20 protein-coding genes are annotated in these 16,173 nt (G+C 69.1%); 10 read left to right on the forward strand and 10 right to left on the reverse strand.

Annotation, left to right across the window (positions count from 1 at the left end):
* Positions 1-27: 27 nt before the first annotated feature.
* Entirely contained in the window at positions 28-678 is a 651-nt protein-coding gene (locus ACJTNH_RS13365; RefSeq protein ID WP_458176419.1) for an Asp23/Gls24 family envelope stress response protein, read from the reverse strand.
* The gene (locus ACJTNH_RS13370) at positions 675-1,253 is read right to left on the reverse strand and encodes an RNA polymerase sigma factor (protein WP_458176421.1); all 579 of its coding nucleotides are present in this window, start codon (positions 1,251-1,253) and stop codon (positions 675-677) included. The genes ACJTNH_RS13365 and ACJTNH_RS13370 overlap by 4 nt, the downstream gene beginning before the upstream one ends.
* A gap of 155 nt (positions 1,254-1,408) precedes the next feature.
* Here ACJTNH_RS13370 and ACJTNH_RS13375 point away from each other — a divergent pair, with 155 nt between their 5' ends.
* The 9 genes from ACJTNH_RS13375 to ACJTNH_RS13415 all read left to right on the forward strand — a co-directional run bounded on the left by ACJTNH_RS13375 (position 1,409) and on the right by ACJTNH_RS13415 (position 6,436).
* Positions 1,409-1,870, forward strand: coding sequence for an Asp23/Gls24 family envelope stress response protein (locus ACJTNH_RS13375; protein ID WP_458176423.1), 462 nt, complete (start codon positions 1,409-1,411; stop codon positions 1,868-1,870).
* A 35-nt stretch (positions 1,871-1,905) separates the two neighbouring features.
* A complete protein-coding gene (locus tag ACJTNH_RS13380; RefSeq protein ID WP_458176425.1) occupies positions 1,906-2,241 on the forward strand; it encodes a hypothetical protein in 336 nt (111 codons plus the stop codon).
* A gap of 274 nt (positions 2,242-2,515) precedes the next feature.
* Positions 2,516-2,695, forward strand: a complete 180-nt coding sequence (locus ACJTNH_RS13385; RefSeq protein WP_458176427.1) for a hypothetical protein — start codon at positions 2,516-2,518, stop codon at positions 2,693-2,695.
* The gene (locus ACJTNH_RS13390) at positions 2,692-3,138 is read left to right on the forward strand and encodes an Asp23/Gls24 family envelope stress response protein (RefSeq protein ID WP_458176429.1); all 447 of its coding nucleotides are present in this window, start codon (positions 2,692-2,694) and stop codon (positions 3,136-3,138) included. The genes ACJTNH_RS13385 and ACJTNH_RS13390 overlap by 4 nt, the downstream gene beginning before the upstream one ends.
* 25 nt (positions 3,139-3,163) lie before the next feature.
* A complete protein-coding gene (locus ACJTNH_RS13395; RefSeq protein ID WP_458176431.1) occupies positions 3,164-3,694 on the forward strand; it encodes a DUF6286 domain-containing protein in 531 nt (176 codons plus the stop codon).
* Positions 3,691-4,263 (forward strand): alkaline shock response membrane anchor protein AmaP, encoded by a 573-nt coding sequence (gene amaP, locus ACJTNH_RS13400; RefSeq protein ID WP_458176433.1) that lies wholly within the window; start codon positions 3,691-3,693, stop codon positions 4,261-4,263. The genes ACJTNH_RS13395 and amaP overlap by 4 nt, the downstream gene beginning before the upstream one ends.
* A 131-nt stretch (positions 4,264-4,394) precedes the next feature.
* The gene (locus tag ACJTNH_RS13405) at positions 4,395-4,592 is read left to right on the forward strand and encodes a hypothetical protein (RefSeq protein ID WP_458176435.1); all 198 of its coding nucleotides are present in this window, start codon (positions 4,395-4,397) and stop codon (positions 4,590-4,592) included.
* A gap of 237 nt (positions 4,593-4,829) precedes the next feature.
* Complete coding sequence (locus tag ACJTNH_RS13410; protein WP_458176437.1) at positions 4,830-5,141, forward strand: hypothetical protein; 312 nt, start codon at positions 4,830-4,832, stop codon at positions 5,139-5,141.
* A gap of 143 nt (positions 5,142-5,284) precedes the next feature.
* Positions 5,285-6,436 carry an SLC13 family permease gene (locus tag ACJTNH_RS13415; protein WP_458176534.1) on the forward strand — a complete coding sequence of 384 codons (1,152 nt, stop codon included), beginning with the start codon at positions 5,285-5,287 and terminating at the stop codon, positions 6,434-6,436.
* Here ACJTNH_RS13415 and ACJTNH_RS13420 read toward each other — a convergent pair whose 3' ends face one another.
* The 5 genes from ACJTNH_RS13420 to ACJTNH_RS13440 form a co-directional block, all read right to left on the reverse strand.
* On the reverse strand, positions 6,437-7,348 hold the full coding sequence (locus ACJTNH_RS13420; RefSeq protein ID WP_458176439.1) for a PP2C family protein-serine/threonine phosphatase: 912 nt from the start codon (positions 7,346-7,348) through the stop codon (positions 6,437-6,439).
* A 142-nt stretch (positions 7,349-7,490) separates the two neighbouring features.
* Positions 7,491-7,622 carry a hypothetical protein gene (locus tag ACJTNH_RS13425; protein WP_458176441.1) on the reverse strand — a complete coding sequence of 44 codons (132 nt, stop codon included), beginning with the start codon at positions 7,620-7,622 and terminating at the stop codon, positions 7,491-7,493.
* A gap of 66 nt (positions 7,623-7,688) precedes the next feature.
* On the reverse strand, positions 7,689-8,819 hold the full coding sequence (locus ACJTNH_RS13430) for a DUF4032 domain-containing protein (protein WP_458176443.1): 1,131 nt from the start codon (positions 8,817-8,819) through the stop codon (positions 7,689-7,691).
* A 571-nt stretch (positions 8,820-9,390) separates the two neighbouring features.
* Entirely contained in the window at positions 9,391-10,824 is a 1,434-nt protein-coding gene (locus ACJTNH_RS13435; protein ID WP_458176445.1) for a tyrosine-type recombinase/integrase, read from the reverse strand.
* 73 nt (positions 10,825-10,897) lie between these two features.
* On the reverse strand, positions 10,898-11,197 hold the full coding sequence (locus ACJTNH_RS13440) for a helix-turn-helix domain-containing protein (RefSeq protein WP_458176447.1): 300 nt from the start codon (positions 11,195-11,197) through the stop codon (positions 10,898-10,900).
* A 336-nt stretch (positions 11,198-11,533) separates the two neighbouring features.
* Here ACJTNH_RS13440 and ACJTNH_RS13445 point away from each other — a divergent pair, with 336 nt between their 5' ends.
* Complete coding sequence (locus tag ACJTNH_RS13445) at positions 11,534-11,722, forward strand: DUF433 domain-containing protein (RefSeq protein ID WP_458176449.1); 189 nt, start codon at positions 11,534-11,536, stop codon at positions 11,720-11,722.
* A gap of 558 nt (positions 11,723-12,280) precedes the next feature.
* Here the strand turns inward: ACJTNH_RS13445 and ACJTNH_RS13450 are convergent.
* The 3 genes from ACJTNH_RS13450 to ACJTNH_RS13460 all read right to left on the reverse strand — a co-directional run bounded on the left by ACJTNH_RS13450 (position 12,281) and on the right by ACJTNH_RS13460 (position 15,284).
* Positions 12,281-12,592, reverse strand: a complete 312-nt coding sequence (locus ACJTNH_RS13450) for a hypothetical protein (protein ID WP_458176451.1) — start codon at positions 12,590-12,592, stop codon at positions 12,281-12,283.
* A gap of 405 nt (positions 12,593-12,997) precedes the next feature.
* Entirely contained in the window at positions 12,998-13,771 is a 774-nt protein-coding gene (locus ACJTNH_RS13455; protein ID WP_458176453.1) for a hypothetical protein, read from the reverse strand.
* A gap of 814 nt (positions 13,772-14,585) precedes the next feature.
* Positions 14,586-15,284, reverse strand: a complete 699-nt coding sequence (locus tag ACJTNH_RS13460) for a hypothetical protein (protein WP_458176455.1) — start codon at positions 15,282-15,284, stop codon at positions 14,586-14,588.
* Between the last annotated feature and the right edge of the window lie 889 nt (positions 15,285-16,173).

Consider the following 16,173-nt stretch of genomic DNA (forward strand, 5'->3'; position numbering starts at 1 on the left):
CCCGAGGGCGCTGCCCCTCGATCCCGGTCAGGAACCGAGCGGCGGCGGACGTACGTCGACGACGGTCACGTTCACCTCGCTGGTGGTCAGGCCGGTGTGCGCCGCGAGATGCGCGGCGATCCGGTCGCGTACCAGTTGGGCGACAGAGGCGATGGGGACGCCGTAGTCGACGGCGATCTGCACATCGACGACGACGCGGGAACCCGCCACCCCGACATCGGTGGCGGCTTCCCCAGCGGAGCCGGCGATCTCGGCCAGAGACGGCGTCTCTCCGTGCCGGGTCACCGGGCGGCCACCGCCGAGGGCGACCGCGACGTGCGGCACGGATTCGGCGGCCAACCGGGCGACCGCGCCGATCACGCGTGCCGCGATGCGGGTCTGCCCTGTCGGATCGGTCAGGACGGCGTGCCAGGCGTTGCGGGACATCTCGCGGATCTGCGCCATGACCTCCTGCAGCAGGCTGGCCGGAGCCCGGACCTCTTCGGCCGCGAGGTCGGCGACGGGGGCCCACAGGTCGGCCAGCTCGGCCAGCGCGGCCCGGCAGCGCGGGCAGCCTCGCTGATGTGCCGCGTCCCGGGGGGGCGCCTGGTCGGCGACCTGGGCGAGCAGGTCATCGACACGGACGCCGCAGGGCAGCCGGTCCTCGTCCTTGCCGTTGCTCGGGAACACGCGACTCACCTCCACTCCTGCAACCGGGACAGCAGAGCTCTCCGCCCACGATGCGCCCTCACCTTGGCCGCTGTCTCGGAGATGCCGAGGATGCGCCCCGTCTCGGCGTGTGTGTAGTCGCCGAAGGCGGTCAGGACGAGTGGCGCGCGTTGGTCGAAAGGCAGCGACAGCAGCGCGGCGCGGACGGCGTCCCGACGCTGCGCGCGCAGGGCGAGGTCCTCCGCCGCCGGCGTCTGAGGAAGTCCTTCGGCGGCTCCGGGATCGTCGGGCAGGGCGACGGTCACCTTGCGAGCGCGCAGCACGTTGTGGCAGCGGTTGATCAGGATGCGCGTGATCCACGTGGAGAACCGGGCGTCGCCGCGGAAGCCGTCCAGGTGCTGCCAGGCCTGCAGGAAGGACTCCTGAACGGCGTCCTGGGCGTCCACGGGGGCACCCAGCAAGCGGAGCGCCACGGAGTAGAGCCGGTCCTGATGGGCACGGACGAGCGACGCGAAGGCGTCCTCGTTGCCCTGCACCGCCAGCGAGATCCAGTGCCGCTCCATCGGATCGGTCCCGCCGGCGACGGGCTCGGCGTTCCGGGTCACCGGTGAACCCCGCGCGTCCGAGGAGCCCTTGTGACCATCTGCTGTAACCCCTCGCGCCGTAGCCGTGTCCAAGGTGTGTAGGTCGGTGACCAGCGGGCATGAGCCGGTCACCCGTCGGTTTACGACGTTAACGTCCATCACGGAAGAGGTTCCCAGTGACGCAGTCTCCCAGTTCCAGCACCTCCGCGTCGTCGAGCGCGGTCGCCCAGGCGTCGCCGTCGGCGCTGCAGACCAGTCAGGGCACCACCACCGTCGCCGACAACGTCGTGCAGAAGATCGCGGGCCTGGCCGCGCGCGAGGTGTCCGGCGTGTACGCCCTGGGCGGCGGCGCTGCCCGCACCCTCGGGGCCCTGCGCGAGCGCATCCCGGGGGCCACCCAGTCGGCCGGTCAGGGCGTGTCGGTGGAGGTGGGGGAGAAGCAGGCCGCCGTCGATCTGGACCTGGTGACCGAGTACGGCGCCCCGATCGCCGACGTCGCCCGGTCGGTCCGACGCAACGTCATCGCCTCGGTCGAGGGCATGACCGGCCTGCAGGTCACCGAGGTGAACATCTCGGTCAACGACATCCACCTGCCGTCGGACGACGAGGGCTCCCAGGAGCCTCCGCGGGTCCAGTGACGTCAACGCCGCGCCCCCGGGCAGCGGTCGCGGCGATGTCGGAGGCCCAGCTGGCCGACGCCATCGCCGCTGCCGCGGTCCGGTGCCCTGCCGTCGCGTCGCTCTCCAGCGGAGGCCTGCGGCCGGTGGCCACCTATCTCCCCGGGCGGCGCGTCGACGGGGTGCGGGTCGATTCGGGTCGTGTGCTGGTATCCGTCGTCGCGGTGCAGGGAGTTCCGATCATCGTGATCGCGGACCAGGTGCGCCAGGCGGTCGGGCCGATCGTGGGAGGGCAGCTCGTGGATGTGCATGTCGCGGACGTCCAGCTCCCCGAAGAGCAACCGCCTGCCCTGCCCCCCGGGCCGTCCGGCGCGGCTGCCCCGCCGGCCTGATGCCTGCGCCCACCGACCCGGAGGAGCGGCGTCGCCGGCGCGCGCTCGTGAAGGCGCACCATCCCGATCGCGGTGGCGATCCGTCCGAGTTCCTCCGGATCATGGCGGTCCTCGAGGGGCGCGAACGCAGCAGCGGCCCGGAGCCGGCGGACGACGTCCGCTTCGTCCGCCGGCCCCGCGGCCTCGCCAGGATCGCTGCTTGGTACCGCCGGCACCGCCGACCGCGGCGTGTCCAGTGATTCCCCTCGTTCCTGTCTCGTCCTGGAGGTTTGCCATGCCACCCACCGTCGTGGGTCTGTTCACCGGCCTGTTGCTGGGTCTCGCCTGGGTCATCGGCGGCTTCGACGCGTTCGTCGGAACCGCCGTGCTCGGCGTGATCGGCTTCCTGATCGGCAAGGTGGTGTCCGGCCAGCTGGACCTCACCCCCTACCTCGGTGGGCGCGGGTCCCGGTGAGCGGCGCCGTCGCAGCATCCATCGACGGCCCACCGGGCACCTCCGGGCGGGACGATGAGAGCGGCGTCCTCCCGGAACTGGGAGATCCGGCCGAGAGGGGCACTCTGGAGATCGCCGACCGCGTCGTGGAGCGGGTCGCGGGCTACGCGGTCACCCAGGTCGAGGGTGCCACCGCCGCTCCGCGCCGCCTGCTCGGCATCAACGTGGGGGAGGTCCGCCCGGACAAGGAGGCGTCAGTGGACGCCCGCGTCGACGGGCAGACCGCCACGGTCGACGCGACCGTGGCGATCGGTTGGCCTGCCTCGATTCGCACCGTGGCATCTCGGCTCCGGGCGAGGGTTCGCCAGGACGTCGAGCACATCACCGGCGTCCAGGTTGCCCACGTCGACATCGACGTCGTCAGCCTGAGCAGCCCCTCCGCGAAACGGCGGCGCGTCCAGTGACCCCCGACTCCACCAAGGAGTGCTCGTGTCCATCGTGAACCGGGTCATCGCCACCGTGCTGGCCCTGGCCCTGCTCCTCGGCGGCCTGCTCGCCATCGTGGAGATCGTCCTCGCGGCCGTGAACCGCCCGTACTGGCTGATTCCCCACCCGACGTGGAGCACGTGGCTCGGTGAGCAGTCCTTCACCGGTGGCGTCGTCCGGGCCGTCCTCATCGGCCTGGCGATCATCGGCCTGCTCCTGCTGCTGGTTGCCCTCCGTCGCGGGAAGCCCGGCTCCCTGACCCTTCCCGGCCGCACCGAGGGTGTCCGGGTCACCGCCTCGCGCCGCGGCATCGAGCGCACCCTGTCCAACGCGGCTCGTCGAGCGGACGGCGTGCGGAGCGCCAGCGTCAAGGCCGGACGCCGCGCCGTGCGGGTGAAGGCGGCGACAGCCGTGCGCTCCCCGCACGAACTCCAACAGCCGGTCACCGCTGCCGTGTCCGAGCGGCTCGACGAGCTGGGCCTGTCCGGCGTCCTCCGCCCGCGCGTCACCGTCTCCGGGGAGTCCTCGCGATGAGCTCACGTGTCAACGGCGTCAACCGCACGGTGCTGACGCTGCTGGGTCTGCTCCTGCTCGCCGCCAGCGGGCTCGGGCTGGCCTTGAGCTTCGGCGCCTTCGGGGACGGCGATCGCCCCGTCCTGCCGCAGCCCATGCGCGACTTCGCCAAGGACCAGCCATGGTTCTGGTGGGCCGTCGCTGCTGTCTGCCTTCTGCTCGCCCTGCTCGGGCTCGGGTGGCTGCTGGCGCAGCTGCGCACCGACCGGATCGGGCGCCTGGAACTGACCACCGACGACCGCGAGGGGCTCACGACCGTCCACGCCAGTGCGCTGGCCGAGGCCATCGAGACCGAGGCCGAGAGCCTGCGCGGCGTCGCCGGCGCCTCGGCGCACGTGCTCGACCGAGGGGGCCGACGGGTCACCCTGGCCGTGGATCTGGCCGACTACGCCGACATCTCCGAGATCCGGCAGGCTCTGGAGGACCGGGTGGTCAGCGATGCCCGTCAGGCCCTGGACGACCCGAAGCTGCCCGTCGACATCGAGCTCCGCCCCGGGAAGACCCGGTCAACCGGACGCGGCCTGCTCTGACCGGCACGACGGCGGGCCCCGATGAGGAATCCGAGAATTCGCCTCCGCCGGGGTGACATCTCCGCGAGTCGTGGGCACTCCGTTTACATCGTTATCCATGTAGGGCGTGCGAGCGCCGGGCAGGAGTCCTCATGCAGATCCCCAAGGACCAGATCCTCGAGTTCCTCCGTTCCAAGGGAGACAGCAGCAAGGCCGACCAGGCCAACAGCGAGCTCCCCGACCAGGTCGACACCGACCAGCACGCCGGCCTGCTGAGCAAGTTCGGCATCGACCCGAAGCAGCTGCTCGGCGGCCTCGGCGGAGGACTGGGCGGCAAGCTCGGCCTCTGATCGCCGGCACTGGGAAACACCGCTGGCCCGGTGCTGGCGGGAGGCCGTCACACGGTGCAGCGAACGCGGCGTTCGGTACGCCGTCACCCGCGCGTCTACGTCGCCGTCACGGGCCGACGCGGTTCGGTGAGCCGGCGCTAGCGACCCACCCCGCACCACCCCCAGCTCGTCGTTCGACGTGGCTCCCTCGACGTCACCCATGGCGTCGTCAATGGGGGAGCAGCACGGAAGGGCCGCATGAACGTCGCGGCCACCCACCCCGATGGAGAGGAACTGCTCATGCCCGAGGTCGCACAGCCGGTCACCGACAACAGTGTCAAGGTGCGCCAGCTCAGCCACTACCAGTTCAGCTGGATCGCCGGGGAGCCCGGGAAGCCGGGTACCTACACCCTGCAGTTGGTGCTCGATCAGGGCGCGTGGGAGGAAGTTCTCACCCTCGATCCCGACGACGCGGACAACCTGCAGGACCTGCTCGCCAACACGGGCACGGTGCACTACGACATCGAGCGCCGGGTTCTCATGTTTGGCGTCACCGCTGCCGGGAGCTGAAAACACGGCGGTAGCGCCGTCGCACGGCACGATCGTGCTGGACCCGGGAGGCATGTCGCCTCCCGGGTCCTCGCGTGAGAGGAAGCCTTGGTTCCCCACCGGCTCGTCGACCGGGCGCGGCCTGAGCCCCGTGGCGCCTGGTGATGTGGAAGTGGGTGGGCGCTGGGGCCTGCGTGGCCCTCGTCAGCGGCGTCCTGTCGCCTGACGAGGCGGGCCACGTGCTCGTGCGCATCGCCCCGATCCTGGTGTTCCTCGTCGCCGTGACGGTGCTCGCCGAACTGGCCGATGCTGCCGGGGTGTTCTCGACGGCGGCCGACCATGTGGCTCGCGCCGGACGCGGGTCGACGGGCGCACTGTTCGTGCTGGTCGCCGGGCTGGCCACCGCGGTGACGGCGGTTCTGAGCCTGGACACCACCGCGGTGCTGCTGACGCCGGTCGTGCTGACGATGTCTCGCCGGCTCGGTCTCCCTCCGGTGCCGTTCGCGATGCTGATCGTGTGGCTGGCGAACACGGCCAGCCTCCTCCTGCCGGTGTCCAACCTGACCAACCTGCTCGCCGTCGATCGGCTGGACGCCGGCACCTCGTTCGTCGGGCTCATGGCCCTTCCCGCGGTCGCCGTTGCCGCGGCCAGCGTGCTCGTCGTCGGCATCCGCTATCGGCGGCAGCTGAGGGGCCGCTACCCGGTGCCGGTTCCTAAGCCGGTTGATGACCCCGTGCTGTTGCGGTTCGCGGTCGCGATCTGCACCGTCGCCGGCGCCCTGTTCGCAGTGGGGCAGCCACTGGGCATTCCGGTGGCGGCCACCGCGTCGGTCGGCGCGGGAGCGCTCGTGGCCGTGTTCGCCGTTCGTGCCCGTCGCGCGCTCGGCGGTCACCTGGTGCCGTGGCGTCTGACGATAACGACGGTCGGGTTGTTCCTGATCGTTCAGGCCGCGCTGGGGCTGGGCCTGGACGATGTGCTCACCGACGTCGCCGGCGCCGGCGACGGGCCGGCGGACCTGCTGCGGCTCACGGTTGTCGCGGCGCTGTCGTCCAACGCGCTGAACAATCTGCCCGCGTATCTCGCCCTGGAGCCGGTGGCCAGTCCGTCCTCCCTGCGGACGGCGGCGCTGTTGATCGGCACGAACGCCGGTCCTCTGCTCCTGCCCTGGGCCTCGCTGGCGACCCTGCTCTGGGCGGACCGGTGCCGCGCGGCCGGCGTCTCGATACGCTTTCGCGAGTTCTTCGGTCTCGGCCTGCTCGGCGTTCCGGTGGTGCTGCTCGTCGGCGTCCTGGCTCTCATGGTGGCCGGCCGGTGATCAACCAGGTGAACTCGTTCGCCGACGTCCACCGTGCCACTCAAGCAGCACGGCCGTGCCGTCGTCCTGAAGTTGGTCGGCCTGATGCTCCATGATGTGCCGGATCAACCGGCGCATGGTCTCCGGAGGTGGGTCGCCGGCAGCCTCGGCCTGAATGAGGAAGTCGGCGAGTCGGTCCTCTCCGAAGCTCTCTCCGTCCGGCCTGCGGGCCTCCACGATGCCGTCGGTGTACAAGAGCAGTCGGTCGCCGGGCTGCAGGCGCGTCTCGCGGCAGGGGGGCTTGTCCTCCTGGAGCCCCAGCGGCCGGCCAGGAGGGTTGGGAGGAGTCGGGATTAGCGCGCCCTCCCGCAGGATTAGCGGCTCGGCATGCCCGGCGTTGACCCAGGCGAAGGCACCTGTCTCGAGGTCCAGCCGGGCGAGGAGTGCGGTCACGAAGCGGCTGCCGTCGAAGTGGCCGGCGATGACGTCGTTGACCACCACGGCAATGTCCGGCAGGCCCAGCCTGTCTCGCCGCGCGTGGCGGTAGGCGTTGACGGCCAGGCTGGCCATCATGGCGGCGGGCAGGCCGTGGCCGACGGCATCGAAGAGGGCCACATCGGCGTGGTCGCCGGTGACGGAGTAGTCGAAGCTGTCGCCGCCGATCTCGTAGGCGGGCTCCAGTGCGCCCGCGATGGTCACCCGGCCGGTGCTGAACGTCAGCGGGGGCAACAGCTCCCACTGAATCTCTGCGGCGAGGCTCGGCGTCCGGCGCCGGCGCAGGCGTGAGAAGGCGTCACTGCTGGCGTCCTTGACGACAATGAGGGCTGCCGCGAGATCGGCAAGCAGGCGCGCCTCGTGTGCAACATCGGAGGCCGGTGCGGTGAAGGACAGCTCCAGGACGCCCAGGCGCTCCGATCCGTTGAGCAGTGGCACCCACAGCCGAGGATGTCCTTCCCGGAAGGGCGCGGCCGTCACCTCGCCGCGGCGGTAGGCGAGCCCACCGAGGGTGCCTTCGACGCTCAAGGACTGCCGCCCGGGCCCATTCTCGTAAGGGACGGGCACCAGGTGCGTCTGCTCATGATCCGGCGAGGTAGACCACGGCTTCTCGCGCGCCCATCGCGCGGGCAGCGTCTGCCACCGCCGCAGCCAAGTCGTCGGCGGGCATCACGACTGCGCGGCGCAGCATCGGCCGCAACGGGTCGGCCATGCGACCTGCCTTCCAGGACGTGTCGGTCTGACGGTCCTCGGAGTGCTGCCCACCCGAACAGTGACTTCAACCCTCCGTCGGGGTGGCACCAAGGCCGTAAGCGCGGGGAACCCGCTCTCGGGTCACTGATCGCCAGCGGTGACCGACGGGGACGTGACCTCCTCGGGAACGTGCGGGAGAACGGTCGCGAAGTAGGACGCGGCAGCCTTGGTCGTGCCGATGTCGCGACCGGCGTCCTCGGAGAGGAACCCAGCGGTGCTCGAGCACCTCGTGGAACACCTCCGCCGCGGCCAGTCGACCGCTCAGCTCCGGGGGGATGGCATCGATGACCGCCTGATAGACCTCGGTCAGCCAGTGCTGCGCGGCAACGGTGTCGCTGACCGACGAGCCGGTCTGCCGCTCCAGGTGGGCTCGGAAGGAGCGGACGTCGTTCAGCAGGCGGCGGGCCTGCCCCTCCTGGACCTCCAGGCCGGTCAGGCGGAACAGCTCACGGCGGTTGGTCTCCGGAGGAGAGATGCGGGTGTCGACCCGCAGCTTCACCCCTCCGCCGGGCAGATCGACCAGTTCGACCTCGCCCACGTCGAAGCCGAGATCGTTGAGACGGCGAAGCCGCTCAGCGATGCGGTAGCGCTGGTCCGCCCGCTGGAACACCTCTTCCCGCGTCACCTCGTGCCAGAGTTCCGTGTACCGCACGGGCAGGGCGTCGGCGACGCCGATCGGATCGAAGTCGGCAGGCAGACTTTCCGCGGACTGCAGGTCGAGCAGTTCGCCGCCCACGCGTTCGCGGGCCTGGTCGACGTCCTGCCGCCGTTGCCCCGGACTCAGGGCCACGTGGTGCTCGGCGGTCTCGGCGTCCACGAAGTAGGCGCTGTACGTTCCGGCGTCGGGCGGGAACAGGGTGTTGGAGAGCGAGCAGTCGCCCCAGTACACGCCGGCGAGGTGCAGTCGAACCAGCAGGATGACGAGGATGTCGAGCAGTTGCGCCGCTGATGGCTCGCCGGGAGGGTTGGAGAACAGGTATCGGTAGGACATCGAGTTCTCGAGGTACCGGGTGACGAGGATCGCGTCCTGACCGTGGGGCCGGTCGACGCAGATTCCCAGCACCGAAACGGCCGGCAGTCCTTCGTCCTCGAACCTGCCGAGCAGCGCATACTCACGGCGGGCCAAGTGCTCCGCGAGTTCCTTGAGGGCGTACACGCGTCCGGATCGAGCGATGAACCGGACGACGTGCCGGGAAAGGCCCCGCTGAGGGACTTCGAGCAGCAGCGAAGGACCCCATTCCTCCAATGGCTGCTCCCAGGGGAGACCCATCAGGTCTGCGCCTTCGGGGGCTGGCGGCCTGAAGAGGTATCGCATCGGTAGCTCTGCCGTTCTCCTGGGGGTTCTCGTCGGCGCAGAACCAGCGGCACGCACATGAGTTTCTCGGCCCGAGCCCGTGCTGGAGGCGTCCTCATGAGGGCGCCGCGCTTCGCGCCAGCGTGGGTCTTCCGCTAAAACTCTTCGAAAGCGAGGGCCCGCTCCCTACCCAAGCGACGACGCGACGAAAGCTGACGAGTCGGGCTCATCCTGCTGAACGGACCACTGGAGCGGGACCCCCGACGCTGGCCGGCCCTTGCTTGCGCCCTGCTCGGGGGGCCCGCGACCCGAGCCTCGTCCGGCTCAGTGCCGAGGAGCTGCCTAAAGCCCGAGCATTGTTCCCCAGCGTCCACAGCTGCCGTGATCGGCCAGCCGACCGACCATGGTTGTTCGGGGGACTGGTCGTCGACGTCTACGGCCTTCGATGGCCGCCCGGTCCGACGACCGGCCGGTGGTGCCACTGTGGTGGCCTAGCGATGTCGTACAGGGTCGTCCGCTGGGGTCCGCAGCCGCCGACGCAGCCCCCTGACCTGCGCAAATGAACTCTGGCGTACCGCCGCGGACCCCCCTCGGCCGCCCTGGCAGTGTGGGGGTCAGGGGTTCGAGTCCCCTCAGCTCCACCCGTGTGACCAGGCCGTTCCCCTTCTGGGGAGCGGCCTGAGTCGTCTCTGGTTGCAGTTGTGGTTGCAGTTTGCCCACCCTGACCTGGCAGCAGCAGGGCGCTCATCCGGTCGGCGGCTTCGCGGGCGAGGGCGGGCATGACGTGGCTGTAGATGTCCATGGTCGTGCGCATCTGGCTGTGGCCGAGCAGCTCCATGACGACCCTCGGGTGGACGTTCTCGCTCAGCAGCAGGGTGGCGGCGGTGTGCCGGCCGTCGTGCAGCCGGACGTGCCGGACGCCGGCGGCCTGGAGCAGCCGCGTCCAGTCGTCGTGGTCGGTCTTCTTGTCGATCGGCCGGCCGTTGGGCTGTGCGAAGACCAGGTCCTCGTCGTGCCACTCGGAGCCGGCCAGCATCCGCTCGCCGCGCTGGGCGGTCCGGTGCTCCTCCAGCTGGGTGACCAGGGGCAGCGGCAGGGCGAGGGTGCGCTGGCTGCGCCGGGTCTTGGGCTCCTCGTAGATCAGCCCGCCGCCGCGGACCCGGTGGATGCTCCGCCGGACCGTCAGCGTGCCGGTGAGCAGGTCGATGTCCTTCCACTGCAGCGCCAGGGCCTCGGACTGCCGAAGCCCGAGGGCGAGGGCGACAGTCCAGCGGGCGGAGTTGCGGACGTGCGCGGCGGCTTCCAGGACGGCGCGGGCCTCGCCGAGGTCGAGGGCGGTGGCGAGGTCGCTCTGCTTCTGGGCCGGTGGATCGACGAGTCCGGCCACGTTGCGGGTAACGTGTCCGCGCTGGACGGCGACGGTGAGGGCGCGGGACAGGATGCGGTGATGGCGCAGCACGGTGGCGGGGGAGTAGCCGGCGTCGAGGAGCGCGGTGTAGAGCTGGTCGAGGTGCTCGGGGCGCAGTCGGTCGAGGCGGTGCCGTCCGAGTCCGGGGACCAGGTGCCTGCGGACGGCCGACTCGTAGCTCTCCAGGGTCCGCTGCCGCACCCGGCGCGGGGCGATGGTGGTGAGCCAGTGCTCCAGCCAGTCGGCGACGGTCGGGGTGGAGACGGCGCTAAGGGTGCCGGCGTCGCGCTTGCGCTCCAGGTCGCGGACCTTCGCGACCACCACGGCCCGGGTCTTGCCGGTGACGTGCCGGCGATCGGGCTTGCCGGTGAGGGTGAAGCCGACGGAGACGTAACCGTGCCACCGCCCGTCGGCGTCCTGGTAGATCGTCGACTCACCGTTCGAGGCGCGTCCTGCCATCGGTCACCCCTGGGTCGTGGGCTGGAGTGTCAGTCTGGCCGAGCGGTCCGACACCGGCGGAGCGGTTGTGGACTCACGCGGCATCGGGCGACGTCGGGCCCAGTTCGAAGAGTCCGCGCTGGGCTGTGGTGGCCCGGGCCCGGCGCAGCGCACGAGGAGCGGTGCGAGGAGCTTCCAGGCCGCGAACGTAACGTTCGAGCTCGCTGCGGGAGAGGCGACAGCTCCGGCCGATGTGGACCGCCCGCAGCTCGCCAGCCTTCATCAGCGCGTAGATCGTCGTGCGCCCGAGGCGGAGCACCGTGGCGGCCTCCTCGGGTGTGAGCAGCAGTGGGTCGTCAGGCACAGGCTCCCGAGGTCGCTGCGCGTCGGTCATCTCGCCCTCCTCGTCCTGTGGCCTCGTGCGCTGGTGTCCGGCGGCGCACGCCCACCTGGGGAAGGCGCCATTCCCGGCCAGTTGGTGACAGTGCCCGGCGAAGTTCCTGTCTTTCTCCAGTCCCTGCTGTCCGAGCTCCTGATCACCTGGGGCCGACGTCCGTCGAGTTGCTCGGGTCTCCTGACCTGCTCCGGCGCCTCTCCCGTTTTCCTCAAGTACGTCGAGCGGTTCGGGCAGTGTCACGCGGTCGCGGCAGGCATCGAGGGTCCCGCTCGACGAGGTCTGCACGGCCCGGGGCTCGGCGTGCTGGGCGTGGACCGCGGGCGCACTCGGTGCGTGAGTGCCGACCGACTGGCGTTGATCCCCAGCGATCCGGCCGTGCTGAGCGGCCGGGCGGTCATCGGCGGCACCCGCGTCCCCGTCAGCGTGGTGCTCGACTGCCTTACCGCCGGAATGAGCCCCGAAGAGATCGTTGCGCAGTATTCGACCCTGACCTCGGAAGGCGTGCAGGCGGCCGCCGTGTAGGGGCACTGCTGGCCCGTTGAGTGAGGGTCCAACCCCACGTCCTCGGCAGGGTCGCCGCCACGTGCGGCGCCACGTCACCCCGTCAGCGGACCTAGGGACCGTCGACCCGATTAGCTACGTACACGCGTCCTCGGCTGCGCGCTCTCCGCGGCCATCTCGACTGCCGAACCGGACAAGATCACGAGCCGACACACCTTATGCATCCAGGACTGCGCAATCCGTTGTGACGAGCAGCCGACGACGGGGTGACAGAGATGCGGTCAGTGCCGAGCGGTATGCCGCGCGGGCGTCACCGTTACCCCTCGGACCGGATCGGCGCGCCTCCTGGCGGGGCGTGCTGCTCGGGCAGAGGGGCACTGCCGTCCAGCAGGGCCGGCAGCTACGTCGCCCGCGCCAGTCACTGGCGCGCCGGTCGGGGTGACATCAGGCCGGTTGGGTCGTCACCGGCCCCGTCACCTACGTCACCCCCGTTGGCCTTAGCTCCACGACAGCCGTCCCGACGTCACCGTCGACGCCGGTGCCCTACAGGAGCAATACGGGAACTCCGCCTCCGGGCACTCAGGGGAGGTCAGGGGCGCCGCTCCAGCGCGCCCGCCGCCGGTAGGACCGCAGGACCGGGTCCAATGCCCGGCCGAGGGCGGGCAGGTCCCGGTCGTAGACGCGGCCGTCATCCAATTGACCGGCGAGCTCGCCGAGCAACCGCGGCCAGTCTCGACGGGTCGGCTCGAGAGGTACCCGGGTTTCGACCCGCCGCTCGACCACCCGCACCGCCGTCCGGCCGGAGTTCGCCGCGCGGCTCTGCTCCCAGGCCCGGTGCCGGCAGGTGGCCGAACACCACTTCGGGATCGGACCGCGGCTGCGCGGGGTCATCGGTCCGCCGCACCATCCGCAGGTCGTCGCGGCGGTCCGGCGTTCGGGCCCGTCCGCCGCAGGGCCGGCCTGGCCCGAACGGGGGCGCTTCACTGCGGTCTCCTGGTGGCGCTGACGGCGTTGTTGCTCACCTGCCCGTCGTCGTGCCCGGTACTCAGGGGTGCCGCTGGTTCCCATGCCCCCAGTCTGCTGTCGATCCTCCTGTAACCCGTCACCACGAGCTCCCAGACCCTGGATGCAGGAGGCGTGTCCCTTTTGATCTTGTGATCCTGCAGTCGGGATGGCGGGGAATCCCATCACGCTTCAAATTCGACCACAGGCGAGAGGGTTGGCCGGTTGCCGAGTCTCGTCTCAGACGTCGCATTGCGGTTGAAGGCCGCTTCAGAGACACCGCCGAAGCGTTGGTCAGGGTCGAGTTGACACTGCCGGAGGGCGGAGCCATTCACCAGCGACCGCTCCCACACCCATCATCCCAGCCACCGATGGGTAGATCCATTCAAGCCCTCGACCCTGTGCCATTTGCTGCCGGGGGACGGCATGGTCGCTATCCAGGTCCGCGTTGTACACCAGGATTCTGAACCACTCACAGTCTGCCGCTTCCGCTTGACCGCGCGCCCAAGACGAGAGCTCGCTGCCAACGCCCAAGCGTCGGAACGCAGGCCAGACGTACAACTCGGTGATGTCAGCCAGCAAACCCTCGTCATATCGGCCAATCTCCAGATGGCACCAGCCCAGACGGACGCGGCTGTGATCGATGACATCAGCGACAAGCGTCCAAGTCGAGCCGGATAAGGATGGCGCTGTGTACCACCGGAGTACTCGGCCTTCGCCGATGTCCACACTCTGTCCGGCCGGGAGGTGCTTCCACGCGCGCTTGAACGCTGTGTCTTCAAGCTTGGGGTCAAAGAGCTCGAAGTCTCGCGGAAGGTCGTAGCCATAGTCTCCAACGCGCAAGACCCAAGCTTCGGATACGTACCTTTCGAAGTAATTCCTGTCGATTTGGCCGAAGCCTTGGTCGCCCCAAGCGGGCCCCCAAGAACTGACATAGGTGAGCGCAGCGGCACCCTCTGTCCAAGCTAGCGGGGACAGCATGTGGTGCCCGACAAATCTTTCACCCGGTTCTGGCAGCGGCAGTTCGCCCTTTGGTGCATCGAACACACCTTCGTACAGTTCGACCATGATCCGGACCTGCGCTGGCGGCAGGCTGCACGCCTGCAGGCGCTGGTTAACGACAAGCCACTCCAACACTTTGTCGAAGGAGCTGAGCCTCTCGTAAAATATCCGTCTACGGACATGGAAGCGTGTGGCGCGGCAAGCCCAGACAGGGTAAGTCCATTCGCCTGGTATGCCGTCAATTTGCTTGGCTGCGGCCCAATTATCCCGTGGGGCTAGCAGTCCCAGTGGACCTCGGGGAGGTTCAGCCCAGGGACTAAGTCCTCCCTTAGTCTTGGACAGGGGGTCGCGGCCGCGGCTCGTCGCCTGACCCCGCCTCGTGGGTTTCCGGCTCATCCTCACTCGCGATCGTCACAGTCTCGATGACTCGTCCATTGGTCCCGGCGTCCCGTACGATTATGACCTTAGGCCTCATGGCGCTATGCTTCCTCGCGAAGCGCCCGCGCATAAATTCTATGGCCATTCCTAGCAAGATGCCGTAGGTCTCGTCGCGCAGAAATTCTGCGTTAGGTACCCAGAAGTTGAGGACCTCACTAAGCGTTACCCCCGCACCTCTATGTGGATGGGCTGCGACGGCAACCGTAGGTCGAGTCACCTCCGCCATCTGTGCTCGCAATGGCTCAAGGTCATCTCGCGTGATGTCATACGGGTTTCCCGGCTCAAGCAGTAGGTTGCCATATCCGGCAGGGGCGTCCATGTACTCTCCAACCCCGGTCATGTCGCTCCTCAACCTGGTCCGAACCGTTCGCAGGGGCCGTCGGCGGGGGGAATAGCCCTCAGCAAAGTCGAAGCGATCCCCAGGTATGTGCCGACGGTACGCTCAGCCTTCCTCAGCGGCTGAATCTGGCGCGTTTTCCGGTGTAGACGCGGGTCGCGCCGCTGTAGCGGGATCACCGGGCCCCAGTCGGTCCGACTCAATGCTAAAGAGGGCCGCGAGCCGAGATGTCTCACTTGCGTCGACTACGTGCCCTTCCGGAACGCCCCCGCCTTGAAGGTAGCGAACGTTGTCACGCGACAGTGGCTCCAAATCGCCAATGTCACCACGGCGCGGCGGTGAGTGCAGCAGCTCCCAAGCCCGGCCAAACCTCACCAGTGGGTGTTCGATAGCGATGCCTGGGTGGGAGACCACAGATATGGACATGTTCGGAGTCGCCATTGAAAGCATGTGACAGCGGGCGGAATCCCCGTTGTCGAACAGCACGTGTGAGGGAACTATCAATTCGTGTTCGGCCCCCGTGGCGGAGTAGTCAATGTTGTGAACGAATACGGAGACGTGCCCAGGGGTGCCGGAGCCATCCGTCAACCACCGCAGGTCGGGTTTGGAGTCGAAGTCCAGCTTTACCTGCTTCTGCAGCCTCGGATTTTCCAGGAAGGAGTCCGGATGTCCGACGAGAAGAAGAACCTTGGCCCACCAGAGACCGACGGCTCGCCACTCTTCGCGGTTGTACTCGCCGTGCCAGCCATTCAATGCAAGGATCTCTACAATCGGTCTAGCCGGGACCTCGATGTAGGTGTTCATCGTTCCATTGCAACGCCCGCAAATGGGCATCATAACCCGATGGCGCCGGTCACCCTTGATCTGAGCGCCGCTCCGGGAGAGCAATGGTTCGCCGTTCAGTGACCAGCCGTACGGCGGCGCTCCTGCCTGATCCATCCGCTGAAGGAACCAGTTCGGCCACACGTGCTCACGTGTAAGCACGTCATTGTTCGAGCAGATTGGGCACTGGCCGACAGGCATCCTGGCATCGTTGCACTTGGTGAGTCGTTGTGCAGAGGGATGGTCGACGCCGGGCCGTAGGTCAGTTGAGCCACTCTGGTCAGCCGCTCATGCGCTCCCTGGAGGTCCGCTCCTGACGCACGTCCCCTATCGCGCCCCACAGCTGCAACCCAGAGATTTCCAGATCGTCGGTGGGTGACTCGTGGCCGCGCTGAGCATGGCGACGATGGCGGGGGGCAGCCCTGGGCGTCGCGGACGTCGGCAGCTTGCTGGTACAGGAACGCGGCGACGGGGGAGGAGCGGACGAGGGGCCGGAGAACCGGTTGCAGCGGCTGCTCGCCGATCCGTCACAACGAGTCCCGCTACCTCAGATGCAAGACGTGTGTCGGCTCGTGATCTTGGGACCTGACCGGCGTCAGAGGGCTGCCGTTCCCCCGCGGCGCGGAGTGGCATCCGAAGGTTGACCCACGACGCGGGCGCGATCGTCCATCAGGGTGAACCACCTCTCAGTTGGGCCGTGCCGACGGTCCACGTCCGTCGGCACGCAGATGGCCGTGAAGTCGCAGGCGGGTCGCGCACCCAGGGCGCGCATCCTCACTGGAGGAGCCGCAAGATCAAGAGAGACACAGAGCCGTGAATAGGTGAGTTGCAGGCGCGCGTCAGCGCGGGGCGGGCGAAGCCCGTCCTCCGG

The sequence above is a fragment of the Modestobacter lacusdianchii genome, assembly GCF_054177765.1.

Excerpts from the sequence above, each read along its gene's own strand:
- ACJTNH_RS13380 (WP_458176425.1), top strand. The coding sequence starts at position 1,906 with ATGTCGGAGGCCCAGCTGGCCGACGCCATCGCCGCTGCCGCGGTCCGG.
- ACJTNH_RS13385 (WP_458176427.1), top strand. The coding sequence starts at position 2,516 with ATGCCACCCACCGTCGTGGGTCTGTTCACCGGCCTGTTGCTGGGTCTC.
- amaP (WP_458176433.1), top strand. The coding sequence starts at position 3,691 with ATGAGCTCACGTGTCAACGGCGTCAACCGCACGGTGCTGACGCTGCTG.
- ACJTNH_RS13405 (WP_458176435.1), top strand. The coding sequence starts at position 4,395 with ATGCAGATCCCCAAGGACCAGATCCTCGAGTTCCTCCGTTCCAAGGGA.
- ACJTNH_RS13410 (WP_458176437.1), top strand. The coding sequence starts at position 4,830 with ATGAACGTCGCGGCCACCCACCCCGATGGAGAGGAACTGCTCATGCCC.
- ACJTNH_RS13415 (WP_458176534.1), top strand. The coding sequence starts at position 5,285 with ATGTGGAAGTGGGTGGGCGCTGGGGCCTGCGTGGCCCTCGTCAGCGGC.
- ACJTNH_RS13425 (WP_458176441.1), bottom strand. The coding sequence starts at position 7,622 with ATGGCCGACCCGTTGCGGCCGATGCTGCGCCGCGCAGTCGTGATGCCC.
- ACJTNH_RS13435 (WP_458176445.1), bottom strand. The coding sequence starts at position 10,824 with ATGGCAGGACGCGCCTCGAACGGTGAGTCGACGATCTACCAGGACGCC.
- ACJTNH_RS13440 (WP_458176447.1), bottom strand. The coding sequence starts at position 11,197 with ATGACCGACGCGCAGCGACCTCGGGAGCCTGTGCCTGACGACCCACTG.
- ACJTNH_RS13450 (WP_458176451.1), bottom strand. The coding sequence starts at position 12,592 with ATGACCCCGCGCAGCCGCGGTCCGATCCCGAAGTGGTGTTCGGCCACC.
- ACJTNH_RS13455 (WP_458176453.1), bottom strand. The coding sequence starts at position 13,771 with ATGGTCGAACTGTACGAAGGTGTGTTCGATGCACCAAAGGGCGAACTG.
- ACJTNH_RS13460 (WP_458176455.1), bottom strand. The coding sequence starts at position 15,284 with ATGAACACCTACATCGAGGTCCCGGCTAGACCGATTGTAGAGATCCTT.